The 19087-nt window shown below is 63.5% G+C and carries 15 protein-coding genes; 4 read left to right on the top strand and 11 right to left on the bottom strand.

From position 1 onward, the window contains the following. The first annotated feature begins 273 nt into the window (after positions 1-273). Genes IB241_RS25040 through IB241_RS25030 form a run of 3 tightly spaced genes read left to right on the top strand, consistent with a single transcriptional unit; the run spans position 274 to position 3542 of the window. The gene (locus tag IB241_RS25040; protein ID WP_192300860.1) at positions 274-1806 is read left to right on the top strand and encodes a flavin-containing monooxygenase; all 1533 of its coding nucleotides are present in this window, start codon (positions 274-276) and stop codon (positions 1804-1806) included. Beyond that, a complete protein-coding gene (locus IB241_RS25035) occupies positions 1803-2693 on the top strand; it encodes an SDR family NAD(P)-dependent oxidoreductase (RefSeq protein ID WP_192300859.1) in 891 nt (296 codons plus the stop codon). The genes IB241_RS25040 and IB241_RS25035 overlap by 4 nt, the downstream gene beginning before the upstream one ends. A gap of 15 nt (positions 2694-2708) precedes the next feature. Then, entirely contained in the window at positions 2709-3542 is an 834-nt protein-coding gene (locus IB241_RS25030) for a metal-dependent hydrolase (protein ID WP_192300858.1), read from the top strand. Here the strand turns inward: IB241_RS25030 and IB241_RS25025 are convergent. Beyond that, a complete protein-coding gene (locus IB241_RS25025; protein WP_192300857.1) occupies positions 3539-5614 on the bottom strand; it encodes an EAL domain-containing protein in 2076 nt (691 codons plus the stop codon). The genes IB241_RS25030 and IB241_RS25025 overlap by 4 nt on opposite strands. 394 nt (positions 5615-6008) lie before the next feature. Here IB241_RS25025 and IB241_RS25020 point away from each other — a divergent pair, with 394 nt between their 5' ends. Then, positions 6009-6257 (top strand): hypothetical protein, encoded by a 249-nt coding sequence (locus tag IB241_RS25020; protein ID WP_192300856.1) that lies wholly within the window; start codon positions 6009-6011, stop codon positions 6255-6257. A gap of 74 nt (positions 6258-6331) precedes the next feature. On the opposite strand, the gene IB241_RS25015 is transcribed toward IB241_RS25020, so the two are convergent. Genes IB241_RS25015 through IB241_RS24970 form a run of 10 tightly spaced genes read right to left on the bottom strand, consistent with a single transcriptional unit; the run spans position 6332 to position 19078 of the window. Then, complete coding sequence (locus IB241_RS25015; RefSeq protein ID WP_192300855.1) at positions 6332-7138, bottom strand: serine/threonine-protein kinase; 807 nt, start codon at positions 7136-7138, stop codon at positions 6332-6334. After that, positions 7135-7842 carry a PP2C family protein-serine/threonine phosphatase gene (locus tag IB241_RS25010; RefSeq protein WP_192300854.1) on the bottom strand — a complete coding sequence of 236 codons (708 nt, stop codon included), beginning with the start codon at positions 7840-7842 and terminating at the stop codon, positions 7135-7137. Before IB241_RS25010 ends, IB241_RS25015 begins: the two co-directional genes overlap by 4 nt. Further along, the gene (tssM, locus tag IB241_RS25005) at positions 7839-11177 is read right to left on the bottom strand and encodes a type VI secretion system membrane subunit TssM (RefSeq protein ID WP_192300853.1); all 3339 of its coding nucleotides are present in this window, start codon (positions 11175-11177) and stop codon (positions 7839-7841) included. Before tssM ends, IB241_RS25010 begins: the two co-directional genes overlap by 4 nt. A 15-nt stretch (positions 11178-11192) precedes the next feature. Further along, the gene (gene icmH / locus IB241_RS25000) at positions 11193-12035 is read right to left on the bottom strand and encodes a type IVB secretion system protein IcmH/DotU (RefSeq protein ID WP_192300852.1); all 843 of its coding nucleotides are present in this window, start codon (positions 12033-12035) and stop codon (positions 11193-11195) included. Positions 12036-12040: 5 nt separating this feature from the next. Next, positions 12041-13369: a type VI secretion system baseplate subunit TssK gene (gene tssK, locus IB241_RS24995; RefSeq protein ID WP_192300851.1), complete on the bottom strand. Its 1329-nt coding sequence runs from the start codon at positions 13367-13369 to the stop codon at positions 12041-12043. Between the two features lies 1 nt (position 13370). Continuing rightward, positions 13371-13838 (bottom strand): type VI secretion system lipoprotein TssJ, encoded by a 468-nt coding sequence (gene tssJ / locus IB241_RS24990; RefSeq protein ID WP_192300850.1) that lies wholly within the window; start codon positions 13836-13838, stop codon positions 13371-13373. Between the two features lie 5 nt (positions 13839-13843). Next, positions 13844-14953 carry a type VI secretion system-associated FHA domain protein TagH gene (gene tagH, locus IB241_RS24985; RefSeq protein ID WP_192300849.1) on the bottom strand — a complete coding sequence of 370 codons (1110 nt, stop codon included), beginning with the start codon at positions 14951-14953 and terminating at the stop codon, positions 13844-13846. Between the two features lie 16 nt (positions 14954-14969). Then, positions 14970-15101: a type VI secretion protein gene (locus tag IB241_RS24980; RefSeq protein ID WP_192300848.1), complete on the bottom strand. Its 132-nt coding sequence runs from the start codon at positions 15099-15101 to the stop codon at positions 14970-14972. 42 nt (positions 15102-15143) lie between these two features. Then, positions 15144-16658, bottom strand: coding sequence for a sigma-54 interaction domain-containing protein (locus IB241_RS24975; protein ID WP_192300847.1), 1515 nt, complete (start codon positions 16656-16658; stop codon positions 15144-15146). Further along, positions 16655-19078, bottom strand: coding sequence for an AAA family ATPase (locus IB241_RS24970; protein WP_192300846.1), 2424 nt, complete (start codon positions 19076-19078; stop codon positions 16655-16657). Before IB241_RS24970 ends, IB241_RS24975 begins: the two co-directional genes overlap by 4 nt. Between the last annotated feature and the right edge of the window lie 9 nt (positions 19079-19087).

The raw sequence follows: 19087 nt of genomic DNA, 5'->3' as shown, positions 1-19087 counted from the left end.
GCTCGGTCCTCTGCTTCCCTGCTGCTGGCGACCCGACCGGGATTGGTCAAGGCCTCAGCCACCGTCCACCCTGGACCTAGACGCTCTACATAACGTGCGCGTCCGTCGGACAGATCGCACCTGAGGAACAAGGTCGTAGCGTAGGCGGTATTTTCAGGTAGATTATTTAAAATCTTTTTTAAAATAAATAATTCAATTTTCCTTTGCAATGGTGTTTTATCTAAAAGACAAAACAAAAACAGGAGCACCGCAGATGCCCACGAAGGACTGCCTATGAATGCCCACGACGAGGTCATCGACATCGCCATCATCGGTTCCGGCTTTGCCGGCTTGTGCATGGCCATCAAGCTCAAGGAAGCCGGCTGGCGCGACTTCTTTATCGCCGAACAAGCCGACACCCTCGGCGGCACATGGCGTGACAACAGCTACCCCGGTTGCGCCTGCGACGTGCAATCCCACGTGTATTCGTTTTCCTTTGCCCCCAACCCGGACTGGACCCGGCAGTTCGCGCCGCAAGCCGAGATCCGCGCCTACCTGGAGCAATGCGCCCGGCGTTATGAACTGGCGCCGTTCCTGCGTTTTGGCATGGGCCTTGAGCGCGCCGTGTTCGACGAGGCACAACAACGCTGGCAACTGCGCTTCAGCAACGGCCGTCAGGTCAGCGCGCGCGTGCTGGTGTCGGGCATGGGCGGGTTGTCGCGTCCGGCACTGCCAGCGATCCCGGGGCTCGAGAGTTTCAAGGGCAAACGCTTCCACTCCCAGCAGTGGGACCACGACTACTCACTCAAAGGCAAACGCGTCGCGGTGATCGGCACTGGCGCCAGTGCCATCCAGTTCGTGCCACAGATTGCGCCGCAGGTTGCCCATCTGGACCTGTTCCAGCGCACGCCGCCGTGGATCATGCCCAAGCCGGACCGGGCGATCTCATCGCCCGAACGCTGGCTGTTCAAGCACCTGCCGTTCACCCAGCGCCTGGTCCGCGGCGCCTTCTATTGGGCGCTGGAAGGCCGTGTGGTGGGCTTTGCCCTGCATCCACGGTTGATGACCATGGTGCAAAAAATCGCCCAGCGCCACCTGCACCGGCAAGTGGCCCGCCCTTCCCTGCGCAAGACCCTGACGCCGGACTACACCATCGGCTGCAAGCGCGTGCTGATCTCGAATGACTACTACCCGGCGCTGTCCCGCAGCAACGTCGAGGTGATCACCGACACCGTGCAGCGCATCGAAGCCGATGGCGTGGTCACCGCCAACGGCATCAAGCACCCGGCCGATTGTCTGATCTTCGGCACCGGTTTCCAGGCCACCGACCCACTGCCGCGCGACTGCATCATCGGCCGTGGCGGCATCGACCTGCTGGACACCTGGCGCGATGGCGCCCATGCCTACAAAGGCACCACCGTGCCGGGCTATCCGAACCTGTTCCTGATCGTCGGCCCCAACACCGGCCTGGGGCACAACTCGATGATTCTGATGATTGAGGCCCAGGTGACTTACATCCTCGACGCCCTGCGGCAAATGCAGCGCCATCGCATCGCCAGCGTCGACGTCAAGCCCACCGTGGAAGAGGTCTACAACCGCCAACTGCAAGACCGGCTCAAGCGCACCATCTGGAACACCGGCGGCTGCCAGAGCTGGTACCTCGACCCGCGCACCGGCAAGAACACCACCCTGTGGCCCGGTTCGACCTGGCGCTTCAAGCAGGTCACCCGGCATTTCGCGCTCAAGGACTACGTCGCCCAGTTGCTGCCGATCCAGGCGTGCGCCGTCACTGCGCCCCACGCCACCGTCGAAGGGAGCCTGTCATGAAATCGTTCAACGGCCGCGTGGCCGCAATCACCGGCGCCGCCTCCGGCATGGGCCGTGCGCTGGCCCTGGCGTTGGCACGGGAAGGTTGCCACCTGGCACTGGCAGACAAAAATGCCCAGGGCCTGGCGCAGACCGAGGCAATCATCAAGACTATGACGCTGGCGCCGATCACGCTCACCACGCAGGTGCTGGATGTGTCCGACCGCGAGGCCATGCAAGCCTGGGCCAGCGACACGTTCGCCCGGCACGGCCAGGTCAACCTGATCTTCAACAACGCCGGCGTGGCGCTGTCGAGCACCGTGGAAGGAGTCGACTACACCGACCTGGAATGGATCGTCGGCATCAACTTCTGGGGCGTGGTGCACGGCACCAAGGCATTCCTGCCGTACCTCAAAGCCAGTGGCGATGGGCATGTGATCAACACCTCGAGCGTGTTCGGCCTGTTCGCCCAGCCGGGCATGAGCGGCTACAACGCCACCAAGTTCGCCGTGCGCGGCTTTACCGAAGCCCTGCGCCAGGAACTCGACCTGCAACGCTGCGGTGTCTCGGCGACCTGCGTGCACCCCGGCGGCATCCGCACCGACATCTGCCGCAGCAGCCGCATCGACGCGAACATGACCGGCTTTCTGATTCACAGCGAGCAACAAGCCCGCGCCGACTTCGAGAAGCTGTTTATCACCGACGCCGACACGGCCGCCAAGGTGATCCTGCAAGGCGTACGCCGCAATAAGCGCCGCGTGTTGATCGGCCGAGACGCCTTCTTTCTCGACCTGCTCGCCCGCTGCCTGCCGGCGGCCTACCAAGCGCTGGTGGTGTTCGCCAGCAAACGCATGGCCCCCAAACCGCGCACGCCGGTCCTGGAAACCAACGACGAGCCCCGTCTCTGAACAGGAGCACACACCATGCTGCCAATCCGTCGCGACATCCGCTTTGCCTTGCCCGCCGAACACATCAAGGACTGGCATGAACAAGGCCCGTTCATCACGCATTTTTTCAATGCGCTGTCACTGCTGTTTCCCCAGGGCGAACTGTTTTTCATGGACAGCGTGCGCCACTACCGCTCGCGCATCGACGATCCGGAGCTGAAACAGCAGATCCAGGGTTTTATCGGCCAGGAAGCCATGCACAGCCGCGAACACGTGGCCTACAACGACCTGCTGCAAGCCGCCGGCCTGCCCGCGCACACCCTGGACCGACGTCTCAAGTTCATCCTCGACTGGCAGAAGAAACACTTCCCGCCGTCATTCAACCTGGCGATCACCATCGCCCTTGAGCACTACACCGCGATGCTCGCGGAGATCCTGCTCAGTGACCCGTCGCGTTTTGGCAACTCACTCAAGGGTTACCAACAGATGTGGTACTGGCACGCCCTCGAAGAAACCGAACACAAGGCCGTGGCCTTCGACGTGTGGTCCCGCGTAATCAAGCCCGGCCCCAAGCGCTACCTGCTGCGCACCGGGACCATGCTGACGACCACGCTGTTCTTCTGGCTGGTGGTGTTCGATTTTCACCTGCGCCTGCTGATTGCCGACCGCAAGGCCGGCGGGCACCTGAAGGGCTTCTGGCGCATGCTGAAGTTTCTGTATGGGCCAAAAGGCGTATTCCCACGGATGCTGCGGCCTTTGCTGGATTACTTCCGGCCAGGGTTTCACCCCTGGGACCACGACAACCGCGCCCGTCTGGAACGCATCGATGGACTGATCGAAGAGATCGAGCGTACCTACACATCCACCTAGGGCTCGGCCAGGGCGGCGCGCTCACGTACAAACCCCGGCAACTGATCGCCCGGCAGCGCCTTGCTGAAATACCAGCCCTGGATAAACAGCTCGCTGCCGGTATTCAAGAACGCCAACTGCTCGGCGGTCTCAACGCCTTCGACGACCACCCCCAGGTTCAACGCCTCGCAGAAGCGCAACATGCCGGTCAACACTTGAGCACCCTTGGGGTCGTGTTGGGCAACGACGAAGCTGCGGTCGATCTTGATGAAATCCACCGGAAACTGGTGCAGGTAGCTCAGGGCGGAAAACCCGGTACCGAAATCATCGATATACACCTTGGCGCCGATGGCCTGCAGCTTTTGGATGGTCTGGCGCGTGGCCTGGATGTCACTGACCAGGGCGTCCTCGGTGATTTCCACCGACACCTGGCCTCGGGCCTGGGCGAGGATCTTCACCAGGCGGTTGCCGTAGGCCGGGTCGGTCAGGGTCGCGCTGGAAATATTGATCGTCATCGGTAACGCAAACCCCAGGGCGTGCCATTTCTGGTACTGGCGCACCGCCTCGGAGGCCACCCACACATCCACGTCCGGCATCAGGCGCGCCTGCGCCAGCCACTGCAGGAACTCCCACGGCGAATGCACCGTGCCGTGGCTGTCACACGCGCGCATCAGGGCTTCGCAGCCGGTGCACAAGCCGGTCAGGGTCGACACTTGGGGTTGGTACTCGAGGTAGAACTCGTAGTCGCTGATCTGCTGGATACGGCTCAGCTCACTGGCCTGGCGCGCAAGGGCCTTGTGGGATGCGAGCACCGGGTCGGCTTCGAGCAGGCGGCCCTTTTCTTCAAGGCCGCGAAAGGTCATGTCCATCGAACGCAGGTACACCGTCCCGCCTTCGGCTGGCTGACGATGGATCGCTCGCACATAGGGGGCGTAGACCAGCGTGCCGAGGCCCAGCAGCAGCACTTGCAGGGCCACGGCCGCCATATCACCGTGGGTACTGAGGTAGGCGTTGAGCAGCACCGGCGAGGTGAACGGCACGCTGGCCACCGCCGGCATCACCCAGCCCAGTTGCACTGCGGTCAACGCGACCATCCCATTCAGGGCCGGTACCACCAGGAACGGAATGAACAAGCGCGGGTTGAGGATGATCGGCAAGCCAAACAACAGCACCTCGCTGACGTTGAACAGTGACAGCGGCAGACTGGCAATCGCCAGCAACCGCATGGACTGGCTCTTGGAGAACAGCAGGATCGCCAGCAACAGACACAGCGCACCGCCCGAACCGCCGATAAAGGCGAAGCTGCCGAGCAGTCCGCTGTTGAGCAGATACTTGATCGGCTCCCCGGCGGCCAACGCCGTGCCATTGAGCACCACGGCCTGGTCGAGCACATCGAACAGCGGTTGCATGGCGTACACGCCGTGGATGCCAAAAAACCACAGCAGCGAATTCATCAGCGTCACAAACAAGCCGCTGCGGTAGGGCGAGTCCAGGGCTTCAAGCACTTGCGGGCCCTGCAACTGGGCGACATAGGGAATCTGCAAAAGCAACGACAACACCAGCACCAAGGCCAGCGCGGTGATTGCACCGGGCACCACCATATTGATGGTGCCTCGCAGGTTGTGCCCCACCAGGTCCTCGTTGACCAGGCGTGTCCAGCGCAAACGGTGCAACCAGGCAATTGCCGGCACATTGATCAGGGGCGAAGCAATCGCGATAAACAACACAAACGTGGCCGATGCCCGAGGGTACTCACGCAGGATGAAAGTCGCGATCACCACGTGGGCCAGGCACAGAAACGCAACGGGAAGCTGGGGCAAGCGGTACTGGATCGCCAGCATATAGCCAATGGAAGCAGCCACCAGCAGCGGAATCACCGAGCTGATCTGGTTATGCAACCCGGCCAGTAAACTCACCACCTGCGCATCGAAACCCAGTACCCGGGCGCATTCGGACAGGATCAGAAACCCCGCCGATACCAGCAGGCATGGCAGGATCCACAACAATCCCTCGCGGATAGCACGCAATGACTCGGTGCTGGCCAAGGCGGCCAGACGCTGGGTGAAGAACAGCTTGAACAGCGTTTGCGCCATGACCCATCCCTCTGTCCATCGCTCCACGCCCCTGGAAAACAGGGTCGAAAATACCGCCTAACGCTACACGTCCTTAGGCCAGGAGCGAAAGGTTTTTAGCACGGCAACGCCAATTATTGAGTTGTCGTTTGAATTGCCTTATTGCACTCGACCCACTCATTCGACCAATTCATCCTCACCCCCTGTCGCCTGCTCTCCTGCCATGGCCCTTCAGGCGAATCTGCTCAAGCCCGCTATAGTCAATCCAAGGGCAGGTATTACCGCGCTTCTTTGGTCTCACCGTAATGAGCCTGAGCACTACCATTAATTGGATTTTTGACTGGGGAGCGTCCCTGAGCCCGGGTCGATCGGTAATATCTGCGAGGAAATCGGCTTCAGGGAAAAGAGGGTCAACATGTCAGAAAAACCATCAGGAACCGTGCGCCCGATACTGCTCTACGTATTGCTGTGGCTGTGTGGGGTTTCATTGATGTTGATGATCAAGGACGTGGTGGAACAATTTACCGGTCAACTCAGCGACGATTCGATGGACTTGGCCACCGTCCTGGTCGCGTACCTGCTGCTGTTTACGCTCAAACCCATAAGGCACTGGAATGACCGGCGCCTGCGCAAACACTCCCGCCGCCGACAACTCGACCTGTAGTGAGCGAGCTTGCCCGAGCTGGGGGGCGAAGCCGCCCCAAACGGGCCGCCGCGGTGTTTCAACAAGACCGCGGGTTACAACCATCCATGATGTGGCGTGCGGCGGATCACGTTGCGCAATTCGGCGACCGTGATGGCGCGACGCTCGGGGTCGGCGGTCAGTGCGGTCTTCAGCGCCGGCCAGCATTGCCTCGGCCATTGCCGGGGGCGGTTTTGAATATCGGTAGCGCGACTGCCCTGCGCCAGTTCGTACAACAGGCACGCCACGCCATACAGGTCGGCAGCGGCAGTCGGCACAGCGCCGTCGCGTAACTCCGGTGCGGCGTACGCCGGGGTCCACGCGTTGAAACGGTTGCGGCTCAGACTCGGCAAGCCCTGTTTCTGGCCATGGCCCAGACCGAAATCGAACAAGCGAACCCCCTCCTCGCCGAGCATCACATTGCCCGGCTTCAAATCACCGTGCAGCACGCCCTGCCCGTGGGCGTAAACCAACGCATCGAGCAATTGCACCGCCACTGGCTGCAACTCCCGCCAGGGCAGTCCGCCGGGACGCTCCAACAGCAGGCGGTCCAACGTCATCCCGTGCAGCAACTCCAGAGTAAAAAGCGCGACCTGGCTGGCGGTATCGACCTCGAACGAAAACGCGCGGACGATCCGCTCATGGCGCAGGCTGCGGGTCAGCGCAAACTCGCTGTACAACAGCACATGCGCATCGCTGGACTGGGTCAAACAGTCGCCCAGCAACTTCAACGCCACACGGGAACACGGCTCGCCAAATTGCTCGTGCAACAGATCGCGGGCGCGATACACGACGCCCATGCCACCGCGGCCCAGCTCCCGCTCCAACTGATACCGCCCGGCGAGCAGGCGTGTCTCGTTCATGCCTGCACCACAACGGCCGTCAGGTCATCCCGGGCGGGCCCGCGCAACACTTGGCTGAACAAACGGTCCACCATCTGTTGCGGCGAACCGTGGCCCATGGCACTGCCCAGTTCGCAGTGACTGAGCGCCTGGTACAGGCCATCGCTGCAGAGTAGGAATACATCACCGGGACGCGTGCAAAGTTCGAGGACCTCCAGCGCCAACGGCTCGCGCCCGCCCACCGCACGGGTCAAGGCTCTCGCATCCGGATGCGCCTGGGCCTGTTGGCGGTTGAGCTGCTGCTCGACCATCAAGCGCTCCTGCCAGGAGTGATCCCGCGACAACTGGTACAAACACTGCCCGCGCCACAAGTAACAACGGCTGTCGCCCGCCCACACGCAGGCGGCGCGACGGCCCTCCAGCAGCAACGCGACGACCGTGCTGCCCATCCGGCCGTGTGCGCGCTGCACGCCCAACTGCCGGTCGAGCCGTTGCAGGCAGCGGCGCATCGACTCGATCCGTTGCTCAAACGTGCCGCACTCGTTCAACCTGGCCAGACTGTCGATGACTGCCTGGCTGGCAACATCGCCGGCCTGATGCCCACCCATGCCATCGGCCACCGCCCAGTAGCCTTGCTGCGGGCAATCGAGAAACGCATCCTCGTTGCGCATTCGCTGCTTGACACGCTGCGTACGCCCGGCGCTGTGCCAAGCCGCGTGCGTCATAGCTGCTCCGGCAAACGGAACGTGCGCCATTCACCCAGCGGGAATGGGCTTGGTGTGCGCTGGCTGGTGAGCAGGAAAGTGGCGCGCAAACCCGCCAGGTCGGACTTGAGCAACTGCCCATCGCGACCACTCGCGGGCTCGCTCTGGAACAACTCGAGCAAGCGGAACCACGACCAGGCACCGGCATTTTTTTCCAACCCCAGCGGCCGCTCTGCGCCCCGCTCCAGGACCAGGCTGCTGCGGCCGTTTTCCGCCGCGACAGGCCACTCAAAGTGCATCGCCACGATAGGCCCGTGACGGTATTCCAACTGCCGATCACCCATGCGCAACACCGCCCGACTGGCAGCCTGGTCCAGGCTGTAGGGCGCCAAGCTGAATCGCACCTGCAAGTCGCCCTGGGCCTCGTTGAAGAAGCTGCGCCGAATCAGTTGCGCCTTGCTCAGTTGCGGCAACAGGCTGCGCGCCAGCGGCAGGCTGCGCCCGTCCAGGCCACGCAGGCGATAGCGCCCGCCATCGGCACTGACGAAGGGCCGCAGATAAGTCTCATGAAAGCGCGCCAGGATGCCTTGGGGCTTGAAAAACTCCTGAAAATCACTGAGAGCGACGTCGCTGGAGGCATGCGCATTGAAAGGGTAGCGCTGGCGGATCGCCTTGGCATACACACCGTACACCTCGCTTTGATAACGCTGGTTGACGTGCACATAGGCTTCGTCCAGCAAGTGCCGCCAACTGTCATCCGCCAAGCCTTCAACCCACGCCGAAAGCGGCAGCGGCAGGCGCGTGGCGACATCACGCAGATTGCCCAACCCATCCGGCTGCCCTTCCATGCGCCGCTTGACCCGTTGAAACGCCGCCTGCCCCGGCGAACTTTCACGGTGCAGCGCCACCAGTTGCAGGTGCAGTTCGTCAAGCTGGCGCAAGGCCTGGGTCAACTCGGTGCCGGGGTTGTGTTGTTCGTCGAGCAATTGGTGCAGCGGCTCGAAGCGCCGCTGCAAGGTGCGCCGGGCGGAGTCCGCCGGCAGCGGCAACGGCCCGGCGACCTGGTTCAACGTGTCCAGCCCGCCATTGGACGGCAGCAGGCGCGTATTTTCCCGCACCTGTTGCAGCAGTTGCACCAAGGGCGACTGGGCCGAAGTCAAGCGTGCAAGCCGCTCGGCATCCTGGCGCAGGCCATCGGTATCCGACAGGCGCACCTGGCCCAGCGCGTTGCCCCAGACATCGCCGTACTCACTGAAATAGCGCTGCTCCAACGCCAGCATCAGGCGGCGCAGATCGGCGGCGCTCAGGTCGGTGCCCTCGCCCAACACCCAGTTGTCCTGCGCAATCGCATTCACCAACCGTGGGCCCTGCGCCTCGAAATACTGCAGGAAACGCTTGGTGTAAAAACCCGGGATCGGCGGCTCGCTGGCAACCAGCCCGCGTCCTTCAGCCAGGCGCAACGGCTCCAGGCTGCGCGCCTGCTCACGCAACACCCGATACACCACGTCAGCCAGTGACTCGCCGCGCAGTGCCTGGCGGGCCTGAGCGACCAGCGCGTCATCGAGGGACGCCACGAACGGCTGCGCCAACAGCCGCGCGAAATGTTGGTTCAACCGCTGCTGCACCGCGACCTCACCGGCATGCCGCACCGCCCAGGCCGCGCCCACACGCTCGGCCAACCACACCGAATCCCGACGCTCGTGCAGCGTCAGCATCAGATACGCACGCAGGTGGTCCAGCAGTTGTTCGCGTTCGCCCAGGCTGGCGCGTACCTGCGCTCCCAACAGCTCGATGACTTGCGGCAGCAATTGCTGCTGCAAGGCGTGTACGTAGGCATCGTCCAATACCGGCGCGCTCAGCTTGCCCTGGTACAGGCCCAAACGTTCCACCCTCCGCACCTCTACCGGGAACACCTGGGTCGCCGCAAACAGGCGGTCCAACCGGGCAAGGGCGACCAGGTTGCTGTCCGTCTCCAGTGGGGCTGGCGGCACAGGTTGAGCCAGCGCAACCAACTGCTCCAGGCGCTGATGGTTGAGTGAATAACTGTGCGCCCATAACACCGTGGCGCCTGCGAGTATCGCCGTTGCGGCGAGGGCCGCGCCGAGCTGGCGCCAACGAATGCGCCGGCGCTCGTCGCTATGCAACTGCGCAAAGTCAGCCTCGGCCACGATCACTCGGCGGAACAACCCTGGGACAAAGCGCCCCCGGGCGGCATCCGCGCTGGTCAAATACATACCGCGCAGGCCCTGGATGCGCTGGTAGCGATGGGCACAAAACGCCGATTCAATGAAGTGGCACAAGCGTTCGCCAAGCCCGGCGAGTTGCAGGGGAAAGTCCAGCATCAGGCCGCGCCGCTCGACATTGCGCTCCTGGTGCAAACGCTGGATCAACTCACCACTCAAGCGTTGCAGCAACCGCTCGAAGGCCTGGCGGACCTCGGGCATTTGCGTGCCCCCAGCCAGGGCTTCGCCAAACACAGGTGTTGCGACGTCACCTGTGGGCCCATCGAAGAACTCGACAAATCCCGGCAGTCGGTCGACCTTGGTCAACACCAACGTTACGGGCACATCCACATGCAGCGTCTGCCGGATCTCCTGCACACGGGAATACACCTGGCGCGCCAGCACGTCGAGGTCATGGGTGTTGCCGGCGAGCAGGCTGTCCACCGATAACGTCACCACTACGCCGTTGAGCGGCCTGGCCCGGCACCTGGCCCTGAGCAGGTGCAGCAAGGTCGACCACCCCGCGCCATCCACCGCCGCATCAGGCTGGGTCAGGTAACGACCAGGCGTATCGAGCAACACCGCCTGGTCGGCAAAATAGCCTTCACAGAATGGAGTGCGGCCCGAGCGTGCGGCGTCCAGGCGATCCAGCGGCGCCAGCAACCCGTTCGCCATCAACAGCTGGGTTTTGCCGCTGCCCTCCTCGCCAATCAGTACGTACCAGGGCAATTCATTGCGCCAGCGCTGACGCTTGGCGCCATAGCAACCTGCACTTTTCAGCGCCTGCACGACCTCCTTGAAGCGCCCACGCACCTGGCGCCGCTCAGCGTCTACTCGCTGTTGGACATGCCGGGCCTGGTTCTCCGGATTCTGGTGTTCCGAGCGCGGATTTTCCGGGCGATGGGTCTGGGCCCCACGGCGCCCACCGACCAAGACCATGGCGATGCCCCATAACAGCAACAGACTGCTGATCGTCACCCAGCGCGCCGACACGCCCTGCCAGAAGCGGTAGTCATCCACCGCCAGTAAAGGTCCGAACCACCACACCAACGCGGCGCTCAACAGCACCAGCAACAGGCTCCAAACCCAAACCCGACGCAGCACGCTGTCCGCGCTCTTGAAGAATGCGTTCATTGATTGCTCCCAGCGTTATAGGGGCGGCGGTGCCGCAGAATGAAAGGGTTGCAGCGCCGCCACACGTTCATTGCCCAGAACCCAGGCAAACCCCAGATACACAGCCAACAGACTGGCCACCAGCCACACCCCCAGCCACGGGATGGAAAGCATGCGCAAGCGTCTGTTGCGCCAGTGCACCGGCTCAGGCACGTGCATGGGCAGCGGGTCACCGCGCACGTGCCGGATCTGCCGGTACAGCCCGTCACGCACGGCCTCAAGCTGCAACACACCACGCTCCATGACGCGGTATTTGCCCTCGAAACCAATCGACAGGCACAGGTACATCAACTCCAGCAGCGCGACGTTCTTGATCGGGTCCCGGGACAGGCGCTCCAGCATCTGGAAAAACTTCTCGCCCCCAAAGGTTTCGTGGTGAAAGCGGCTCAACAGGCTCATCTTCGACCACTCGCCGCGACTGTCCCATTGCGCGGTGAGTACGCTTTCATCGATGACACAGCACAAGACGTAACAGGCCGCCTCCACCTGGGCGCTCTCCACACCGTGATGTTGCGCGTGCCGTTCAAACCCGCTGACCGCTGCCGACAGCCGCTCGTTAAGGGCACCCAGGCTTTCACGCCCGACTCGACCTTTGAGCTGAGCCGCCTCGACCAGCAACTCCCAGGCACCCGCCACCAGCGGGTTGAGCCCCAGGTCAAAGGTGTGCGCGCCGTGCAAACGGGCGGCGTAGATCATGCGGTCTTCCAACTGCTCAAAACGTGGCGGTGAGGGGTAATCCGTCAATGCCGCCTGCGCGGGGCCGCGACCGTCGCGGTCAAGCAGGATGGTTTTCTCATCGGCCGGGTAAGTGTTGTCCATGGTGTTCAGTTCCTGATGGCCCAGAAGTTCAGTTGCAGCTCGGCAAATTCGCCGCTGACATGGAAGGCAAAGCCGCCCGAATGCTCCAACTGCGCAATGTCACGGGCAGTGAGTTCGAGCATGAAATACGTCTTGCCGGCATGAAACGGCAACTGGCGCGGCGCCACCGGCAGCGGCTGGAGCCGGATGCCCGCCAGATGCAGGTTGACCAGCTCGCGGATGCGTTCGACGGGCCCGACCTTGAGGTGCGTTGGCAGGCGATTGCGCAGCGCTTCGCTGTCGCATCCGGCGGTGGCCGCCAAAATGAAGGTCGCGCGGCCAAGCAGCTTCAGATCGCTGACCGGGCATACCAGCACCCCGTACTGGCGTTGCTGCAATTCCAACTCGATGGCCTGTTGTTCCAGCACCATCGACAGCACGCTGCGCAAGCCGTCCATCAGGCCGCGAAAGCTCGCGCCCTGATCGCTGTGCTGATAGTGCACGTCCCATTCACAACGCTTGCTGTCACAGGCAAAGGACGACAATTCGCCAAGCAACGCCAACAATTCGCGATACAGCGTGTGCGGACGCACCTGAGGCTGGCTCGCGTAATGGCGCAACACGGGCTCCGTACGATTGATCAGTTGCAGTAACAAAAAATCGCCAACCTGTGTCGCCGCGGCCGCGCCGTTGCCACGAATGCGCTCGGCCAGCGCATCGCCACGGCTGGCCAACAGGCTGATCACCTCCTGTAAACACGCCGCCAGGTAGCCACGGGCTGGCAGGTGGATGAAGGTCGGGGTGAAATCGGTGTCCAGGCTCACCCCCCCTTCGCTTGTGCAACCCACGATCTCGGCCACCTTGAGTGTCACCAGCGACGGATCGGCGGACTGTGCACCCGCCACCAGGCGCAGGTCCGGGCGCGCGCAGTCGAGTCGACACTCGGATTCGCCGCCCGCATTGGCGTCGCGCGCCTGAACCTCGCAACTGACGTAGCGCGCCAGCACGTCGACCTGCTCCGGCCTGCGGGTTTCGACCTGGTTGCCGGTGGCCAGCGGCAACGCCAGGTAAACACCTTGCGGGCCGCTGTTGGCCGCGACCTGCAAGACCAACGGTGGCATCGCCCCGTCAAGTTCAAACAGGCTGCCATCGGGCAACACACCACGGGCTTGGCTGACGACCAGCTTGCCCAGGTTGAGGTACTGCAAGTCCAGCTCAAGGCTCAAGAAGCCCCAGGCATCGGGCGTGAGCAAACGGCTCCGGTTGAGCTGCTGTTGGTAGTAACGGTCGTTGTGTTGCAGGTGCTGGGGGCGCAAGAGCATGCCTTCCTGCCAAATGACGTTATGCACCTGCATCTCAGCGTTCCTCCACGCCGATCTGGCGCACACCCAGTTCGTCCAGGATCAGCGCTGCGTGGGTTCGCCGTTGCCGGGCCACGGGCACCACCACGCGCCATTGCACTTGCTGGAGGTCGCGATATGCGGCCAGCACGCCCACGTAGCGACTCTGCGGTGCAACGCTGAGCTTGAGGGCCAGGTGTTCGCCAGGCTGCAATTGGAGCTCCTCGCTGCTCACCCAATCCTTGGGCAATATCTGCTCGGCACGTTCATAGAGACTGAAAAAATCGCTGTTTTCAAAGGCCACCGGCTGGCGCAGTTCCAGCAAGCGCACCACCACGGGCGAGGGACGCCCATGCAAGTCGGGGTTGAGCCGCTCGCCAGCGGCCAGGCTCAAGTCCAGCTTGGTCAGTGTCGAAAACGGCGACAGGCTGCTGCACGCAGTCAGCAGCGTGAGTAACAGGGTTGTGAGGCATATTCGATACATGGACATCATCCCGGGTAGGCAGCATGCAAGGTGGCGATCAGGCGCAATTGCTCCTGGTAAGCCGTGGAAAAATCCCGGCCAAGCTCACCTTCGCCCGGCGCCTGCGCGTCGAGCAGTTGCTGGTAATAACGTTGATAGGCACGCCAGCGCGCACCGTCAGTGAGCAGCCTGGGGCGCTTGGCCTGGCGTTCGAGACGGCGTTGCAGGTAGTGCGGCGCGAACGCCTGATGTGCACCCCGCAGAGCGGCGCGGCACGCGGCGAGCATTGCCACCTGATGCGCCTGCAGGTCCCGGAACACCTGGGCCACGGACTGCTGCGCCGATAGTTCACCCAGCGCGCCGTCACCCAGCAACGCCTGCAACGCCGCCTCGACGCCCTGGCGGTCGTGCAAGGGGTTGTGGCTGATGCCGGGGCTGTGGGCGGTCCCCAGGCGCAATTCGCGTTTGAGTTCGTCGCAGGTGCGCACGCACTGCTGCACGTCATCGAGGGTGTGCTTGAGCAAGCTTGCGACCTTGATCGCCAATGCCTCGCGGCCAGGGGTGTCGAGGCTGTCCAGAGGCATGCCCAGGGCCTGGGCAAAGTGGCTCCAGAACAACCCATCGTCCGCAGGTGCAATCGGCTGCGGCACGAGTGCGTCATGTACGGGTTTGGCAAGCGTCGGTGGCACCAGGTGGTCTGACTCCGGCGCGCCCCGCTCTACCCAGGCAGAATCAGGGACCAGCTGCGGCTCGATCAACGGCTGCAGGCCGTGCGTCAGGAACGCATCATCGGGAATCGGCCCGCCTTCAGCCTGGCACGGCCTTGATTCCACCAATCGAGCCCGGATTGCCAGCGGGCCGAACTCGAAGAGGTTGCCATCGTTGATAAGGTGTGGCTGCCCCTTGCGCAAACGCTCGACGCTACCCGCCAGCCCGATGCCGTTGCTGCTGATGTCGGTGAGGAAATACCGACCATCCCGGTAACTGACAACCCCATGCTGACCGGAGAGCACACGACTGCCATCGGGGATCACCCAGTCGCAGCCATTGCCACGGCCGATCACGCCGCCTGCGCCGTCGAATACCTTGCGCGCCACTCCAGGGCCGTCGCCACTGGCTTCCAAGACTAATTGCATGCCAAACCTCCGCCGTTCACTGGCCACGACGGCTGAGCTGGGGGTCACCCAACGGGCGGTAGTCGGCGTCATCAAACACGTAATTGGCGTTGCAGCCGTTGAGCAGCAACACGACAAGCACCAGGGCTCGCCAAGGACGATCAGGCATGGGGTCTCTCCGCAAAAAAAGTAAGTCATCAACGCGTGCCACTCAGCGTTCCTCCTGGGCATCGCGGCACGGGATATTCAGGCGCGCCAGGCGATACAGCAGCGTGCGCCGGGCGACGCCCAGCTCACGTGCAGTGCGGGTGCGATTGCCGCGGTTCTTGTGCAGGCAATCGATCAGGAAGACCCGTTCGACCCGCTCCAGGCGCTGGCGCAGCGTCGCATCCAGCACCGCCGACGCAGCTGTCGGCAGTCCGAGGTGCGCCGGCAAAATCACCCCGTCATCGCTCAACAACACGGCGCGTTCCACCAGGCACTTGAGTTCACGCACGTTGCCGGGAAAGCCGTGTGCCGACAGTTGATCAATCGCCGCACTCGACCACGCCACCGCAGCTTTGCCCAGCGCTGCGCAGGCCTGCTCGGCAAAGTGCCGTGCCAGCAACAGCACGTCGCCGTCGCGGGCGCGCAACGCGGGCAACTCGATAGGAAACTGCGCCAGGCGGTAGTACAGGTCTTCGCGAAAACTGCCCTGGGCGACCATGGCCGCGAGGTCGCGATGGGTGGCGGCGATGATCCGTACGTCGACCTTGTGCGCGGCGCTGGCACCCAGTGGGCGAATCTCACCCTCTTGCAGTACCCGCAGCAGCTTGGCTTGCAGTGACAACGGCATGTCACCGATCTCGTCCAACAGCAGCGTGCCGCCGTGCGCCGTGTCAAACAGCCCAGGATGGTTGCGCTCGGCACCCGTGAAAGCGCCCTTGCGATAGCCGAACAACTCGCTTTCCAGCAAGCCTTCCGGAAACGCGGCACAGTTCTGCACCACAAAGGCCTTGGCGCTGCGCGGACCGCTGGCGTGGATCGCGCGGGCCACCACCTCCTTGCCGGTGCCGGTCTCGCCACGCAGCAATACGGTGTAGGGGGTGTGCTGGACCTTGCCGATCAAGCGGCAGGTTTCCTCCATCGCCGCGCTGGCACCGATCAGGCCATAGGTGCTGGGGGGTGGCACGTTGAGCAACGGCAGGCAGTCCGCGTGGCGAGGGCGCAGGCTTCGCAACAACACCCGTTGATTGAGGGCAAAACTGCCCAGGTGCGCCAGCGCCGGCGCGTGCCCCTGCAACGCCGCTTTACGTTGGCTGGCGCAGAGCAATACGCCCACGGTGGCCTGGCATCGGTTGAACAGCGGCACACCGATCAACGTGCGCCAAGGGGCTGCTGTCGCCGGCAGAAATGCACAGTCATACGGGCTGTCGCCCAAGTCATCCAGGCACAGGGCACTACGCTGGTTGAGCACGACGTGCAACAACTGTTCGTTCCGCAAATGGCTGTCGCCCGTCGCCACCGCTTCGGCAAAATGCTGGGCAATCAGCGCCAGTTGCCCGCTTGCCTCATCAAGACCATACAACTGACTGAGTTCGCATTGGCTCAGCTGTGCCGCCGCGTCCACGCACAGGCAAGTAAGGCGCTGGTCGTCGTTTTCCAGGCCCAGGCGCGTGATCCAGCCCAGCAGGGTTTCGGCGTAGGCCACAGGCTCGGGCAATTGGCTGAATAAGGTCGGCATCATTGGCTGAACTCACAGAGCGGCGCGCCGTGCTCATCCAGTCGCGCATGGACGTGCGCCAGGCACTCGCCACTGGACATCGCCGCGAGCAGCCGATCGGCCATCTGCGGCAGCAACCGGGTCTCGATCCACGCGTCGATGTAGCGCGCACCGCTGTCGTTATGCACGCAACGCTCGGCCATGTGCGCCACCAGTTCAGGTGTGTAGGTGAAGGTCAGCTGGCGCAACTGCAAACGCTGGCCAAGACGCTCCAGCTTGAGGCGGGCCACGTCATGCAAGACTGCGCCGGTTATCGGGTAGTACGGCACAACGCGCATGCGCGCCAGCAGCGCCGGTTTGAAATGGGCGCTCAGCAACGGTTGAAGCTGCGCTTGCAGCACCTCGATCCCGGGTCGCCGGCCGTCGGCGCACAGTGCGTTGATGTGCGCGCTGCCAAGGTTGGAGGTCATCAGGATCAGGGTGTTGCGAAAATCAATCGCCCTGCCCTCGCCGTCATTGGCGCGGCCCTTGTCGAACACCTGATAAAACAGGTTCAACACCTCCGGATCGGCCTTCTCGACCTCATCGAGCAGCACCACCGAGTAAGGCCGCTGGCGCACCGCCTCGGTCAGTACGCCGCCCTCGCCGTAGCCGACGTAGCCCGGCGGTGCGCCGATCAAGCGGGACAACGAGTGCCGCTCCTGGTACTCGGACATATTGAGGGTGGTGACAAAACGTTCACCGCCATACAACGCCTCGGCCAAGGCCAATGCGGTTTGCGTCTTGCCCACGCCACTGGGCCCCACCAGCAGGAACACGCCCACGGGCGAGTCGGCATTGTTGAGCCCCGCCGCAACGGCCCGCAGGCTGCGGTCAAGCGCCTGTACGGCGTGCTCCTGGCCGAGGATGCGGGCGCGCAGGAACTCGGCAAACCCTAGAACCTTGTCGTTGTGTTCAAGGGCCAGTTGTTCGACGGGAATGCCGGTCCAGGCGCTGATGACGTCGGCGATCAGGCGTGGGCATACCTGCGGTTTACGTGGCGGCGGCACGTCTTGCGCCAACGCGAGACAGGCTTGATCGATGCTCTCCAGTTGCAGGCCCACCGCCTGCAGCGCCGTCGTATCGATGGGCAACCCGGCCTGTGCGTCCCGTGTCAGCGCGAGTTGCTGGCGCGTGGCTTCGGCGCGCTCGGCGTGCAGCCGCTGCAGCGCCTCGGGCGGCATCGCCAGTTGGGTGCGCAGCCGCGCGCAGGCAGTGTCGAGCACATCCACGGCCTTGTCCGGCAACTGGCGCCCCACCAGGTAACGAGCGCTCAACTGTGCGGCGGCGACCACCGCGTCATCCCGCACATACACGCCGTGGCTACGCTCGTACGCCGGCACCAACCCGCGCAGGATCGACACCGTCTGGGTAACACTGGGCTCGTCGACCAGCACCGGCTGGAAACGCCGGGCCAGGGCTGGGTCTTTTTCGATGTAGCGCTTGTACTCCGACCAGGTAGTGGCCGCGATGGTGCGCAACTCCCCACGGGCCAGGGCGGGCTTGAGCAGGTTGGCGGCATCATTGCCGCCCACCTGGCCACCCGCGCCCACCAGGGTATGCGCCTCGTCGACGAACAGGATCACCCGGCGTGGCGAGGCGTGCACTTCATCGATCACGCCCTTGAGACGGCGCTCGAATTCGCCCTTGATGCTCGCGCCCGCTTGCAGCAAGCCCATGTCCAGGCTCAGCAGGCGCACGTCCTTGAGCGGCTCCGGCACCTGCGTCGCGACCACGCGCAGGGCCAGCCCTTCCACCACGGCGGTTTTACCGACGCCAGCCTCGCCCACCAGGATCGGGTTGTTTTTGCGCCGACGCATCAGGATGTCGATCAACTGGCGGATTTCAACATCGCGACACAGCACCGGGTCGATTTGCCCTTCACGGGCCTGCTGCGTCAGGTCATGGGTAAACCGTTGCAACATCGACTCCGCCACCGGCTGCCCGGCTGGGCTGCTGTGGCTCAGAACAAAATCGCGCACACGCTCGGCGTCCAAACCTGCCAACACCCGCTGATAGCCGTTGCCCGCGTGCTCCAGCGGATGACGCAGCAGCGCCAGCAACAGTGCGCCGTGATCCACCTCGTGCTGACCGAGCTCCACATGCGCAAGCATTGACGCCTGTTGCAACCAGCGCACCAACGGTGGGGCAAAGACCGGATTGCGCGTGGCATGTTGTTCGCTCTTGGGTTGCAGCAGCGCATGCAGTTCGCTCACTGCCACACCGGCGTCCGCCAGGGCCTTGCCGACTAGCCCGTCGGCATGCTCCAGCAGCACCAGCAGCAGGTCTTCCACCAGCACTTCGCGGCCACCGCGGTTGACACAACGCTCGGCGGCACGCTCCAGGTCGCCACGCGTGCGGGCGGTCAACGTCTGGATAAGTTGTTGCAAGTCGATATTCATCATCACCCTTGA

This window comes from Pseudomonas sp. PDM05 (assembly GCF_014851685.1).
Classification (GTDB): domain Bacteria; phylum Pseudomonadota; class Gammaproteobacteria; order Pseudomonadales; family Pseudomonadaceae; genus Aquipseudomonas.
This window is presented reverse-complemented; position numbering and strand designations above follow the sequence as displayed.